This is a genomic window from Acinetobacter sp. Marseille-Q1618 (assembly GCF_902809855.1).
Lineage (GTDB): Bacteria > Pseudomonadota > Gammaproteobacteria > Pseudomonadales > Moraxellaceae > Acinetobacter.
Window position 1 is genome coordinate 984,350 of record NZ_CADDWJ010000001.1, and the last position, 14,163, is coordinate 998,512.

The window sequence follows — 14,163 nt, forward strand, 5'->3', positions numbered from 1 at the left end:
ATGCGCAATAAAAAAACCAGTCGTTATAAATAGACTGGTCTTTTTATTCGCTAAACGATGTTTAATCTTGTGTAAATATATGCTCTACCGCATAGCACTAAAACTGTTTTAAAAAGTCTGCGATTAACTTTGATGCCCAAGATTTGGTTTGAAAACCTTCATAATAACCACAATGACTACCCTTTTTAGTTGTCACCACCACCATATTTTGCATCTGTTGTACAGTTTGTTTATAAGGTTCAAAATTTTTAATCGAACAAACAGGGTCATCTTCTGCATTTAAAATCATGAGTGGAATTTTCACATTTTCAAATACATAAATCGGATTAATCGCCTGATCATAACTTTCATAATCAGCAAAACCCGCCATTTCAAAATAATTTTCCTGAAACTGTTGTAAGGTTTTGGTTTTTAAAACAAATTGAACAGATTGGGTATGCTGCCATGTATTTTGATAGGGTTGAATAAAAGCTTTAAATAATTTTTTGGTCATCACCTTACTATAAAACGGGTGTACATTTTCAAAACCATCTTTGGTGTTGTAGCCAGGACATAGCGCAAATGCTGCTTTAAATGGTGTTTCCTCTGCGACCTCTCCCAGATAGCGCACTAATAATCCTGTACCCGCAGATGAACCAACCGCATACAAGTTCGATTGCGGAAATTTTCGCTGAATAAATTGAATTTGTTCACGTAGATCTGAAGTTGAACCAAAAATCGACATTTGTGGTACTGGCATAGGCAACCCTGCATGACCACGACGTAAACATAGTGCAATCCGCCAACCGGTATATTCATGCAAATCTTTAACCAATTCACGCATACTTTCAGGCGAACCTGTAATCGTATGCATAATTACTATAGTCGGTGTGTCTACTGGTAAAGCATAGCCATACCAAGCAATTGCCGTTACACCGCCATCTCGCATGGTCAATGATTCTATTCGATCGTATTCGAGTTTAATCGTTTTTTTCTTAATGATATCAAAATACAGTAAATGCACATGATTGTTACTGAGCCAAGGCGTTGGTCGATATTTTTGTTGTAATTGCGGGAGTTTTTCTAAAACTGATTTGAGTTGTCCTTGTGCATTGTAATAGAGTTTTGGCTGCTCTGCACCGATGATGTGATCTAAGACATCTTGGGTAAATTGACTAAATTTATTCAAAATTGGCATAAGCTTTCTCTAACTTTGTACGCGAACGCTTTGATCATGACTTAACTTTATAATAGCTTGCCTAGAAATGACTTACATTTCTAGGTGAATACATTTACGCTTAGACTATTTCATAAGCCAATTATTGTGCTTGATATTTTGCAAAGCGTTCACCCATTTGCACAGCTAAAGCCTGTAAACCACTTAAAGGACGAATCATAACTTCAAACTCAACAATTTGGCCTTGTTCGTTAAAGCGAATCATATCAATGCCTTTGAGTTGTTTTTCAGACACTTCAGCTGAAAACTCAAGTACAACATTTTGCTCATCTTCACTATAAAATTCACGATGATAAGTAAAATTTTCAAACACTTGAATAACATTGGTTAAAATAAAAAATACCACTTGCTTGCCTTCATACGGCTTAAATGCAACAGGTGAACGAAAAACCACATCGTCAGCAAGTAATTCATTCAAAATACTCATGTCACGGTTTGCAAGCATGTCATGCCATTTTTGAATAGCTGGTTTGGTGTTTGGATAGTTCATTTTAATATTTCCCTTCAATGAGATTAATCTCCCCTAACTCCTCCTTTAAAAGGAGTGAAAATCTGCATAGCAAAATTTTATTTGAAATGCAGAATTCCTCCCTTTTATAAAGGGAGGTTGAGAGGGATTATTTTTAGATAGTATTAATTTTTGAAAATAGATCTTTCATTTCATAAAAATACAAGGATCAAATCACCATCGCCAATTCAGCACCCTGACGAATGGCACGTTTCGCATCTAACTCGCCAGCCTCTTTCGCACCACCAATCAAATGTACAGATTTTCCATCCGCTTGAAGTTGATCAAACATCGCAGTGTAAGATTCTTGTCCTGCACAAATCACGACATTATCTACCTCTAACACCATGTTTTTTTCACCCACGGTAATATGTAAACCTTGATCATCAATTTTATCGTAACTTGCACCTGCAATCATATTGACATGGCGATGTTTTAAACCTGTACGATGAATCCATCCTGTAGTTTTTCCTAAACCAGCACCGACTGAATTAGTTTTACGTTGTAGTAAATAAATTTCTCGTGGTGATTGCTCAATTACAGGTTGTTTTAGTCCACCAACATGTTCATAAGAGGTATCAATTCCCCACTCATCATAGAATTTTTCAGGGTTTAGACTGCCACTTTCACCTTCGTGAGATAGATACTCTGCGGTATCAAATCCGATGCCGCCAGCACCAATAATGGCAACTTTTTGACCAACAGGCTTACGGTCACGCAACACTTCAATGTAACTCAATACCTTAGGATGATTAATTCCTTCAATATTTAACTGACGTGGTGTGACACCTGTTGCCACCACGATCTCATCAAACTGTTCAGCACTAAGTTCTTCATAGGTAGCGACATGATTCAGCACGAGCTTGATATTGGGTTGTAATTCAATTTTACGCTTGAAATAACGTAAAGTTTCATAAAACTCTTCTTTGCCTGGAATGGTTTTGGCAATATTAAACTGACCACCGATTTGATTTGACGCTTCAAAAATCGTGACTTTATGCCCACGATCGGCAGCATACGTTGCAAAGCTTAAACCTGCTGGCCCTGCACCAATCACTGCTATGTTTTTAAGCGTTGCTGTCTCTTTAAAAATGAGTTCAGTTTCATAACATGCACGTGGGTTGACCAAACACGTTGCAATTTTCATCGAAAAAATATGATCTAAGCACGCTTGGTTACAACCGATACAGGTATTGATTTCATCTGCACGACCTTGTTCTGCCTTAGCAACAAAATGTGAATCTGCCAACATTGGACGTGCCATCGACACCATGTCTGCGTCACCTTGTGCCAATACACTTTCTGCCATTTCAGGGGTGTTGATACGGTTTGAGGTAATTAAAGGCACTTTGACTGAACCTTTTAATTTCTTAGTAACCCAAGTAAATGCAGCGCGAGGAACTTTAGTGGCAATCGTTGGAATACGTGCTTCATGCCAACCAATCCCTGTGTTGATAATGGTTGCACCTGCTTTTTCAATTTCTTGAGCGAGTTGAATCACTTCTTCTAAAGTTGAACCGCCCTCAACCAAATCAAGCATAGATAAACGATAGATAATAATGAAGTTTTCACCTACTGCTTCACGGGTACGGCGCACAATTTCAATCGGAAAACGAATACGATTTTCATAGCTTCCACCCCATTCATCATCACGGTGATTGGTACGTGCAGCGATAAACTCATTGATCAGATAACCTTCTGAACCCATGATTTCTACACCATCATAACCCGCCACTTGTGACATTTTTGCACAATTGACAAAATCAGCGATGGTTTGCTGAACTTCCGCAGAGCTTAATGCATGCGGTTTGGTTGGGTTAATCGGCGCTTGAATCGCAGAAGGTGCAACGTTTTCAGGCTGATATGAATAACGCCCTGTATGTAAAATTTGTAAGGCAATTTTTCCACCTGCATCATGCACTGCTTGAGTAATGACTTTATGCTTTTCCGCTTCTTCTAAAGTATCAAGTTTTGAACCACCAAAAAAAGTCACGCCATGATCATTTGGAGAAATACCACCTGTTACGATCAAAGCAACACCGCCTGCTGCACGTTCTGCATAAAATGCAGCCATACGTGCATAACCACCTTCAACTTCCTCTAAACCAACATGCATTGACCCCATCAAGACACGGTTTTTTAATGTGGTAAAGCCTAAATCTAAAGGCGCAAGTAAATGCGGATAATTAGACATGTGAACTCCTTGGCGTGCTTTCGCTAGCTCGTATTTTTAATCTATTTTATGAAATCTTTAATGCAACAAGTTGCATAATGGATTTATTTATAATCGAGATTTGCATTTTATGCAACATGTTGCATAATGATTTTATCTTCATTTTATTTGCGAAATATGACCAAATGTCCTTAGCCCATGTTTTATTGACGAGCTTAATCGAGAAACCTAGTACAGGTTTTGAACTCGCTCGCCGCTTTGATCGCTCTATGGGTTTCTTTTGGAATGCAACGCATCAGCAAATTTATCGTGAACTGAACGCAATGCAAAAAAAAGGCTGGATCTCTACATTAGAAGATCAAGCAGATACAGGTCGTAAAAAAACCTATCAAGTAGAACAACTTGGTCGTATTGAACTGACTGACTGGTTAGTTAAACAAGGACAACCAGCGCAGTTACGTGAAGAGTTAATGGTGCGTCTAAGAGTCGAAGCACAATTTGGTGGAAATACTGTTTTACCAGAGTTACAGCGTCATTTAGAATTACACCGTGACAATTTAAAGCTTTATCAACAAATTTTTGCCAAAGATTTTGCCCATGCAGATCCCCAAGATCGAACTTTGTTTATTCATAAAATGATTTTACAATTAGGCATAGATTTAGAACGTGGTTGGATTGATTGGTTAGAACAACTCATTCCAACTTTGCAGCAATTCGAACGCGATACAGAAAAATAAAGGAAACGCCATGCCCCACTACACAATGCCAGATGGTGAACAACTTTTTGTCCGAGAAATTGGCAAAGGTGAACCTGTTTTAATTTTATCTGGTTTAGGAATGCAGAGCTGGCAATGGCTGCCTTTTATTTTCACCAACCTTAAAAATTATAAATTTATCATTCCTGATTGGCGTGGTTTTGGTGGTTCACGGACCTGCAAAATTCCACAGGATTTGGATGCTATTCATAACCATTGGCGTGACGTTGATAGCCTCATTCAACAAATGAATTTGGATCAATTTATGCTCATTGGTTACTCAATGGGTGCAACTACAGCCATGCATGGCATGCAATATGGAAACTTGGCAGCAAAGTTAAAAGCTTATTTGCATATTGACCAAACCCCTAAAATCCCAACAGATGATGCTTGGCAATTTGGTTTATTTGGGAAAAAACATCTTAAATTTAAACGTTTTCTCAAAGACTATTCGGACTTTTTACATCAGTACCAAGATTATCGTTTTGTGGATGAGCTTCCACCTGAGCCGAGAACTGAACTGGTCCAAATGTGGATTAATTTCATTAAAATTCAAGGCAGTAACAAGCTTAGTCCGTTTATTTTTAATTTGGCGCTGAAACGACCACAATTACAAAAACATCTTTTACCGATCAGACGTTTAGACTATATGACATGGTATATCGATAACTATTTAAATCACGATGAGGACTATCGTGCTGCAATTACCCAACTCAACTGTCCAACAACATTCTTTATTGGTGAACAATCTACTTTATATCCTGCTGAAGGACAAAAACGTATTGCCAATCAATTATCAAACGCACAAAGCATTATTTTTGAACGTTCTGGGCATACACCTTTAATCACAGAACCCGTGAAATTTGGTAAAGAAATTTCTGCTTTTTTAGTTAGACATGCGCAGTTAAAACAATCAGCTTAAAAATAGATTGATCACAATTTTTCCATAAACAACATAGCTATCTTTCTTTATGTTGTTTATGGAAGTTGTTCTTTTTATTTAGTTTTTAAATCTCAGTTAAATCAACCCAATAACAATGAAAAACTACTGTCCACAAGGCTTATATGCTTAAAGAGCATGATTAATTTTATTTGAATAAGACAGCATTATTTAAACCTGTTAAGCGTGATAATAAACCATCCGTTTTTTTGAAAAACGATCTAATTGATTCAAAAATCCTTCAAAATAACTTTTCTGTTTTTCTTCAATACGATAGCCTGCATATAAAGTACGCCGCAACCCATTTTCAGCAACACAATCTAAACGTCGTGATGTCACCCAACCTTTTTGTTCATACTCATTCACAACCCAATCAGGTAATGCAGCAATTCCTCGTCCACTGGCAACCAACTGAATCAACATTTGGGTTAAATCTGTCGTGCGAATTTGTTTGGGTTGAATATTTGCAGGAAGAAAAAGCTTCGACATAATATCTAAACGATGTTTATCTACAGGATAAGTAATCAATGTTTCTTCTGCCAACTCTTGCACCGTAATATGCGTTGCACGTACCAAAGGATGTGTATTTGACAAGACCAAACGTGATTCATATTCAAAAATTGGAAAATACTCTATGCCTTTTAAAGCAATAGGATCTGCGGTAATCAACAAATCAAACTCACCAATTTGTAATAACTCATGCGGATTTGCCTCAAAACCAGAAGCAAAATCTAAGTCAACATCAGGATATTGTGAGCGATATTGATTGAGTAACGGCATGAGCCAATCAAAACAACTATGACATTCTGAAGAAAAAATGATTCGACCCGTTTGCCCATGTACGATACGGGTGATGTCAGATTGGGTAATCTGAATTTGCGGCAAAATATCATCTGCAAGTTTAAGTAACCGCTGACCAACATTCGAAAAAGTCACAGGTCGACTACGACGATTCACCACTTCAACGCCGTACCAATTATCCAACTCTTTGAGTTGATGAGAAATTGCTGATGGGGTTAAACACAAGTCATTTGCCGCAGCAACCAGTGAACCGTGCTCACGCAAAGCGGTTAAAGTTTTGAGGTGACGAATTTCAAGCATGGATCATCCTGTAGAATAATATAGTTTGGGGAGATAAATACGCATCAGATTTAACTCAAATGAACCAGAAAACATGTCTTTAGAGTGCATTTATGAGTTCTAAAAGCAGATTTTAAAACGCACTCATCGAGCTATACATCCAAGGAATAAAATCCAAAAACCATACATTCATAACCATTTAATCATAAAAAACATCTAGTTTAGCCTTTGAAAATAACTAAATTCAATAAAAAATAGATGAATTTATTTCACCACAACATGAAATTTATGCGTTTGCTTAAAACTGAATTTTATTTAATGATGAACTGGTTGAGTGAATTAAATTCATTTAAACCACTCAGGTAAAAATATAGATTTAAACTTATCTTTTGAGCCATCTAAACAGCGTTTAAACGCTCAGAGTTTGATTGAATCGTATCAATAAACCACTTCACACTAAAAATAAATAAACTAACACTTTATAAAACATAAAAGAATGCGCATAACCTCATGATCATTTTTTGTCATGAGGAATTTTTCTAAAATTAAATGATTATCTATGAATCACTTATCATAAATTCTCTATTATCACTCTTAAGCTTAAAACATAAAATAAATTTGAAACGTTAAAATATATCCTAAAACTTAGGATAAACATTTAAGTTAAATAATAGTGAATTATGTTAAGTTTCCCACTCACCCAACTGAGGATCATATTTAGCAAACTCACCTGTATCTGTAAACTCCGAGGCAGTCATACAAATCTCAAAAATAGCATTTTGATTAAAACCTGAAGAAAAATACACAGCATACTGCGTCAAACAACACTGCAAGGTAGATTCTTCAGCCTGTTTGTTAAAATAAATTGTATCGTTGTCTATATGTTCTATTACATAGCCATAATTTATCAATCTTTGCTTGAGCACTGAAAACTGTTCACTTGAAAAAGGCACAAAATTTTCAACATGCTCAAAAAATGTATCATCTGTATGATCGAAATTGTGCATCGTCTGAATAGAATATAGCTGAACAGCATAACCCATTTTATTATCCTTATATGCTCTGACGCTGAAATTGCTTTGAAATGAGTTTAACAACCTTATAAAGATTTCGATATAAATTAAAAATAAAAAGCCGAGTTAGTCGTTTAACTCGGCTATAGTGTAGAAAGTAGCTTTAAATTTTAAAACTTATAAATCCTTATTGATTTATGAGCTTAAAACCTCAGCAAAAGCTTTGACTTTTTGCAAAGTCGCATCTACCCCCAAATTTGCAAAACAATCTACCAATGTCGTTCCCACGATCACTAAATCAGCTTTATTTTTTAGAGCAGCAACATCTTGTTCTGTTTTAATCCCAAAACCAATCCCTACAGGTATATCAAAGTATTGCTTTAACTGGCTGATTTTCTGATCAAGATTTTGCTGTTTACGTTGCATCCCTGTGATACCATTTTCCGAAACATGATACAAAAAACCTTGTGCATTTTCTGCAATTAAAGCCAAGCGTTCTTCGGGAGTAGATGGTGAAGTTAAACAGATAAAATGTATATGATTTTCTTCAATTGCATGCAAATACTCACGTTGATATTCATAAGGTAAATCTACAATTAAAAGTCCATCAATCAAACCCTTAGCATCTTGTAAAAACTGTTTAAAACCATATTGTAGAATGGGATTAACATAGCCCATCAAAACAATCGGTGTTTGATCATCTTTTTTACGGATTTCTTTGACTAACTCTAAGGTTTTTGCCAAAGTATGTCCCTGTGCAATCGCCCGATGATGTGCCGCCTCGATCACTTCTCCATCCGCCACAGGGTCTGAAAATGGCATGCCTAATTCAATAATATCTGCCCCTGCCTGACCAATTTGCGTAAACAACTCAACATTACTTTGATAATCAGGATCGCCTGCTGTGAAATAACACACCAAACCACTACGTTGCTTTTGTTTTAACTCAGCTAGACGAATATCTAAACGATTCATTTGTTCATTCCTCATTTTTATAATTTTTTACGGTATGCATGTCTTTATCACCACGACCACTTAGGTTAACGATAATGACCTGTTCTGGACGCATTTTTTTTGCCAATTGACACGCAAAAGCAACCGCATGCGAACTTTCTAAAGCAGGAATAATGCCTTCTTTTTGCGTGAGTAATTTAAATGCTTCAATCGCTTCTTGATCTGTGGCACTAACATACTCAACTCGTCCTGTTTCTTTTAACAGCGCATGCTCAGGCCCTACACCCGGATAGTCTAAACCAGCGGAGATAGAATGAGCCTCTTGGATTTGACCATCTTGGTCTTGCAACAAATAAGTCAAATTTCCATGTAATACACCTGGTTTACCCCCTGATAATGACGCTGCATGGAAAGCTGTATCTAAACCTTTACCTCCAGCTTCTACGCCAAAACATTGCACATTTTCATCTTTTAAAAATGCATGCATTAAGCCTATCGCATTTGAGCCACCGCCAATACAAGCCACCAAAGCATCAGGAAGTTTTTGCTCTTTGAGTAAAATTTGCTCACGCGCTTCTTTACCAATAATTTTTTGAAACTCTCGCACCATCATCGGATAAGGATGAGGTCCTGCACCTGTTCCCAAGAGATAATACGTGCTCTCTACATTACTGATCCAATCATGCAATGCTTCATTCATCGCATCTTTGAGGGTTGCATTGCCCTTTTTCACACTATGTACTTCTGCCCCTAACAGGGTCATACGCTCAACATTCATTTGCTGACGTTGTACATCTGTTTCCCCCATAAAAATCACACATTTCATGTTAAATAGTGCGCAAACCGTAGCGGTTGCTACCCCATGTTGCCCTGCACCAGTTTCAGCAATAATGCGTGTTTTACCCATTTTTCGAGCAAGTAAAATTTGCCCAATACAATTATTAATCTTATGTGCGCCAGTGTGATTTAAATCTTCACGTTTTAAATAAATTTTTGCCCCACCACACAATGCTGTTAGATTTTTTGCATAAAATAATGGACTAGGACGACCTACAAAATCATTTAATAATTGCTGATATTCTGCCCAAAATTCAGGGTCATTTTTTATTTCATTAAAAGCTGCTTCTAATTCATTAATCGCCAACATCAAGCTTTCAGGCATATATTTACCACCAAACTGCCCAAAACGACCCAATTGATCTGGTCCATCACCTGTATATAAATCTGTCATGTCTTCTATCCACTTTTTTCATTAGTTTTATTTTATGGATTTTGCAGCGTTTGAAAATTGATATAAACTCAAATCATTCTGTGAAAAAAACTAACATCATGGCAAAATATCAACTTCCACCGCTCAACTCGCTACGCATGTTTGAAGCAGTTGCACGCAATAACAGTTTTAGTTTGGCAGCCGAAGAGCTTTGTGTAACGCATAGTGCAGTGAGCCACCAAATTAAACAACTTGAAACATGGGTTGGGAAAAAATTACTTGTTCGTCATGCACATGGCGCAACACTTACTTTAGATGGACAAGCTTTATTTAGTAGCTGTGTACAACTATTTAGTGGGCTTGATCAGTGCCTTGAACAAATTCGCCAGCAACCCACACATCACAGCTTAACTTTAGCGGCACCAAGTAGTTTTATGGCGCATTGGTTAATTCCAAAGTTAGAAAATTTTGAAGCACAATATCCTGAAATTTCCATCAAATTAATGACCAGCAATGATTTAAAATTACTAGAAAAACATCAGGTTGATATGGTTATTCTCAACCATACGCAGTATGAAAACTTTCCAGAAGAGATTCAAAATATTGCACTTTTTCAGGATCAAATTGGTCCTGTTTGTACGGCTGAACGTGCACAACAATTACAACATAAATCTGATATTTTTCAGCAAACACTGTTACATACACAGTCGAATCAACATGCTTGGCAAATGTGGGCAGCACAAAACGATTTAGACCTAACCCAAGTAAAGCAACAACGTCATTTCGATCATCTTAATTTAATGATTGAAGCGGCTGCCTCAGGCTTAGGCGTTGCGATTGCACCACAAAGTTTAGTTGAAAAAGAACTTTTAAATGGGCGTTTAGTTGCACCTTTTGATTTTATCGAATGTGGTTTATTGTTTTCTTTATGTTGTCAAAAAACACGATTAAAAGATGAAAATATTCAAACATTTAAACAATGGTTATTAACCCAAGTTGAGCAATAATGTAAAGTAATCAGTTCGATTTATACTTCAACGGTAACACTCTTAAAAGTCGAGCGACTCAAAAAATACATGTGTAATCATGGTATAGGAAATCACTCGACTTTAAAAAATGGTGTAAAGGTGGCTAAACTATTCATAGTCAAATGGCTGAAACTCACACGAAAAATGAAGTCAAAATATAAGAAAATATCAAACTACTTTAATATTATTTTCCATGTGATTTAAAAGACTTAAACTCTGCTCAACAAACCACTACAATTAAAAACGTTGTATTCTTTGATCACAAAACTAGAATGCAATGCCACTACAAACTCAATCTTACCAATGCGTTTAAGTAAAATTTCACTATAGTTTTCCATATCTTTAGCAACAACTTCGACTAAAAAGTCAGCCGACTGACCTGTAACTAAAAAAGCATTGATCACTTCGGGAATATTTTCTAATTCTTCTAAAAACTTAGCAAATGTATCGGTATCGTGTTTGCTTAATGATACTTGCAAAATCACATGCAATTTAAAGCCCAATTTCTCGTAATTAATATCACGTTTTAAATTGGTCATGATGTCCGTTTCAATCAAATGCTTGATACGGCGATGCACAGAACTCACCGATAAGTTGATGCGTTCAGATAGCTCGTTTAGATTAATATCCTCGTGCGTCAAAATTTCTAAAATTTGCTTATCGTAACGATCAAGTTCCATTAAAAACTCCATGATTCAGTATAATTGATATTGATTATGCTAAATTATAGCGTTTTATTTTGATAAAATATTTCGTAATTTATAATTATTTTGAAAATATTTTTCACTACATATTTACTATGCATCATATAGAAACTCTCTGAATATTTGCGTCTGTAAGCAACTATTAAACAAGAATATTCAGATCATTACTTTGAAATCAAATAACTAACAACAATTAAAATATCAAAAATACTCAGTGCTTAAATCCCACGCCAGTCCACGCGCGCATTACGTTCTGTCAAATAAATCCGTTGCACGTATTGTCCGATTGGCATACTTAATAATGCTTCCTGATAGCTTTTTACTTCATCAGATAAACTGTCTTCAAACTCGGTTTCCCAAGGTGTGCCATCGATAAATAACAAAGGTGCAAGCATTGAACACACGGCAATATCTGCCAAACCTAAACGCTCACCAACTAAATAGCGACACTGATTTTCAACTAATTTTTCATTTAATTGTTGGATGATTTCATCCATTTTATATTTAGATTCTACAACTTTTTCAGCATCCAATTGATAACTTTTGGACACTAAAGTTTTTAATATTGGCTTAGAAAATTTCTCAAATTGACGCAAATAGCCTTTTTCACCAATCATTATTTCAAGCGGTTCATCACTGACTGAAAGTGCTTGAGCCAAGCCCCAACGGCGAACATGCTGACCCAATTCATTTGAAATTGCATTAATTTCTAAGGCCTGTTGACGTAAATTGGAGTCTAGGCGTAACAAGGTGTGTTCTGGGTAAACATCATCTAAATACAGTGCGATTTGGGTTGAATCTGCAATCCAACGATCAGCATCTTTTAAAATTGGAAGCTTATTTTGCCCTGTTTTTAGTTGAGCAAATGCCCGATGTACCCCAGGTATAATATTCTGCGCTACAAAATCTAATTCTTTATGATCAAGTAACCAACGTGCTTTTTCACAGTAATGCGATAAAGGAAATTGGTAAAGAATGCGCATAAAATCTCCAAATTATTTTTTTAATCAAATCTTTAGGATAATTCCTAGTAATTGCATTTACTTTAGCGACTCAATTGTTAAATTACAATGTACTTTTTGTTCAAAAAATCAGTCAAATATTCAAATCTAAGTACTAAAATTTATATCTCTTTATTCAATCTTTATTCTTTTATGGAATATTAAACTCGTTTATCTTATTAAAAATTCATTTAATTATTAATTTTTCCTTATTTTTCAAAACATTAATTTATTCAAAAATTTGATTATTTTTGCAGGTTTTTTATTTAAAACTTATTGAGATAAGTACATCACAATACTTCGTTTAATTTTTCATGCTTTTTTGCTTAGCGTTTCGATATCAACTAAAGGATATCAATATGTCTAACTTAAATTTTGAACAGCGAGTACAACTTATTGAAAATGATCAGCAAGCGCTTAATGCTGCGTATCAAATTGCTGACTTTGCTTTAGTGGAACGTAATCAGCGTGATCAACAAGGGATTTTGCCTGTTGATGTAATTGAACAATTTAGCCAAAAAGGCTTAGGGGCGATTCGTATCGCCAAACAATATGGTGGTGCTCAAGTCTCCCATAAAACCTTAGCACAGGTTTTTCGTATTTTATCCAAAGCCGATGCCAGTGTTGGGCAAATTCCACAAAATCAATTTGGTTTACTCAATGCAATTGAAAGTATCGCCAGTGAATCACAAAAACAATTTATTTATAGCGAAATTTTAAAAGGTAAACGCCTTGCCAATGGTGGACCTGAACGTTATAGCAAAGACACCAAAACCATCACCACGCAATTAAGCTATGTTGATGAGCAATATATTTTAAATGGCGAAAAATTTTATTCTACCGGATCGACTTTTGCAGACTGGTTAGCGATACGTGCGCTTGATCCAACAGGTAAAACGGTATTGGTGATTGTGGATGCCAAAACTCAAGGTGTTGAAATCCTGAATGATTGGGATGGTTTTGGGCAACGTAATACAGCAAGCGGTACGGTTAAATTAAACAATGTTGTAGTTGATCCTGCACTGATCATGGATGAGCAAGCATTGTCTGAGCCTAGCAAATTTCGTGGCGCATATTCACAACTATTACAAGTTGCAATCGATGTCGGTATCGCAGAAGCTGCTTTTGCAGATACCTTAGCCAGCATTCATAAAGCTCGTCCAATCGTTGATGCCAATGTCGAAAAAGCCAGTTTAGAAGCATATACCTTACAAGAAGTCGGAAAGCTCAATATTTTACTAGATGCTGCAATCTTATTATTGGATGAAGCGGCTGAATATTTAGATCAATTAGAGGCGCAAGACATTGTTCATGCAGAACAAGCCAGCAAAGCATCCATTATTGTGGCTGAAGCCAAAGTGTATGCAAACGATGCTGCTTTACACATATCTGAAAAATTACTGGAATTAGGCGGTAGTCGTTCGAGTTTAGCGACTCATAATTTAGACCAACATTGGCGCAATGCGCGAGTACATACCTTGCATGACCCTGTACGCTGGAAATATTTCGCCATTGGAAACTTTTATTTAAATGGTGCACAAAACCAAAGACATGCGTGGATTTAAAACTTTATTCTATTCA

The 14,163-nt window shown here is 36.2% G+C and carries 13 protein-coding genes; 4 read left to right on the plus strand and 9 right to left on the minus strand.

Annotated features, from left to right (window positions below):
• Nucleotides 1-97 precede the first annotated feature (97 nt).
• From HUS24_RS04625 to HUS24_RS04635, 3 genes are all read right to left on the minus strand, one after another.
• The gene (locus HUS24_RS04625; RefSeq protein ID WP_173910896.1) at nt 98-1,177 is read right to left on the minus strand and encodes a YheT family hydrolase; all 1,080 of its coding nucleotides are present in this window, start codon (nt 1,175-1,177) and stop codon (nt 98-100) included.
• A 121-nt stretch (nt 1,178-1,298) separates the two neighbouring features.
• Entirely contained in the window at nt 1,299-1,706 is a 408-nt protein-coding gene (locus HUS24_RS04630; RefSeq protein WP_173910898.1) for a nuclear transport factor 2 family protein, read from the minus strand.
• A 187-nt stretch (nt 1,707-1,893) separates the two neighbouring features.
• Nucleotides 1,894-3,918, minus strand: coding sequence for an NADPH-dependent 2,4-dienoyl-CoA reductase (locus HUS24_RS04635; protein WP_173910900.1), 2,025 nt, complete (start codon nt 3,916-3,918; stop codon nt 1,894-1,896).
• A gap of 164 nt (nt 3,919-4,082) precedes the next feature.
• Between HUS24_RS04635 and HUS24_RS04640 the strand changes: the two genes are divergently transcribed.
• Together HUS24_RS04640 and HUS24_RS04645 are read left to right on the plus strand one after the other, a co-directional pair.
• On the plus strand, nt 4,083-4,634 hold the full coding sequence (locus tag HUS24_RS04640; protein ID WP_173911399.1) for a PadR family transcriptional regulator: 552 nt from the start codon (nt 4,083-4,085) through the stop codon (nt 4,632-4,634).
• Nucleotides 4,635-4,644: 10 nt separating this feature from the next.
• Nucleotides 4,645-5,574 (plus strand): alpha/beta fold hydrolase, encoded by a 930-nt coding sequence (locus HUS24_RS04645; RefSeq protein WP_173910902.1) that lies wholly within the window; start codon nt 4,645-4,647, stop codon nt 5,572-5,574.
• Between the two features lie 198 nt (nt 5,575-5,772).
• Here HUS24_RS04645 and HUS24_RS04650 read toward each other — a convergent pair whose 3' ends face one another.
• From HUS24_RS04650 to trpB, 4 genes are all read right to left on the minus strand, one after another.
• A complete protein-coding gene (locus HUS24_RS04650; RefSeq protein ID WP_173910904.1) occupies nt 5,773-6,693 on the minus strand; it encodes a LysR family transcriptional regulator in 921 nt (306 codons plus the stop codon).
• A gap of 662 nt (nt 6,694-7,355) precedes the next feature.
• Nucleotides 7,356-7,715 carry a hypothetical protein gene (locus HUS24_RS04655; protein WP_173910906.1) on the minus strand — a complete coding sequence of 120 codons (360 nt, stop codon included), beginning with the start codon at nt 7,713-7,715 and terminating at the stop codon, nt 7,356-7,358.
• 165 nt (nt 7,716-7,880) lie between these two features.
• A complete protein-coding gene (gene trpA / locus HUS24_RS04660) occupies nt 7,881-8,660 on the minus strand; it encodes a tryptophan synthase subunit alpha (protein WP_173910908.1) in 780 nt (259 codons plus the stop codon).
• Nucleotides 8,661-8,664: 4 nt separating this feature from the next.
• Nucleotides 8,665-9,870, minus strand: coding sequence for a tryptophan synthase subunit beta (trpB, locus tag HUS24_RS04665; protein ID WP_173910910.1), 1,206 nt, complete (start codon nt 9,868-9,870; stop codon nt 8,665-8,667).
• A 98-nt stretch (nt 9,871-9,968) separates the two neighbouring features.
• On the opposite strand from trpB, the gene HUS24_RS04670 reads away from it, so the two are divergent.
• Entirely contained in the window at nt 9,969-10,856 is an 888-nt protein-coding gene (locus HUS24_RS04670) for a LysR substrate-binding domain-containing protein (RefSeq protein ID WP_173910911.1), read from the plus strand.
• 230 nt (nt 10,857-11,086) lie between these two features.
• On the opposite strand, the gene HUS24_RS04675 is transcribed toward HUS24_RS04670, so the two are convergent.
• Together HUS24_RS04675 and HUS24_RS04680 are read right to left on the minus strand one after the other, a co-directional pair.
• Nucleotides 11,087-11,557, minus strand: coding sequence for an Lrp/AsnC family transcriptional regulator (locus HUS24_RS04675; RefSeq protein ID WP_065993943.1), 471 nt, complete (start codon nt 11,555-11,557; stop codon nt 11,087-11,089).
• Nucleotides 11,558-11,799: 242 nt separating this feature from the next.
• Nucleotides 11,800-12,564: a glutathione S-transferase family protein gene (locus HUS24_RS04680; RefSeq protein ID WP_173910913.1), complete on the minus strand. Its 765-nt coding sequence runs from the start codon at nt 12,562-12,564 to the stop codon at nt 11,800-11,802.
• A 377-nt stretch (nt 12,565-12,941) separates the two neighbouring features.
• On the opposite strand from HUS24_RS04680, the gene HUS24_RS04685 reads away from it, so the two are divergent.
• A complete protein-coding gene (locus tag HUS24_RS04685; protein ID WP_173910915.1) occupies nt 12,942-14,147 on the plus strand; it encodes an SfnB family sulfur acquisition oxidoreductase in 1,206 nt (401 codons plus the stop codon).
• Nucleotides 14,148-14,163: the final 16 nt, after the last annotated feature.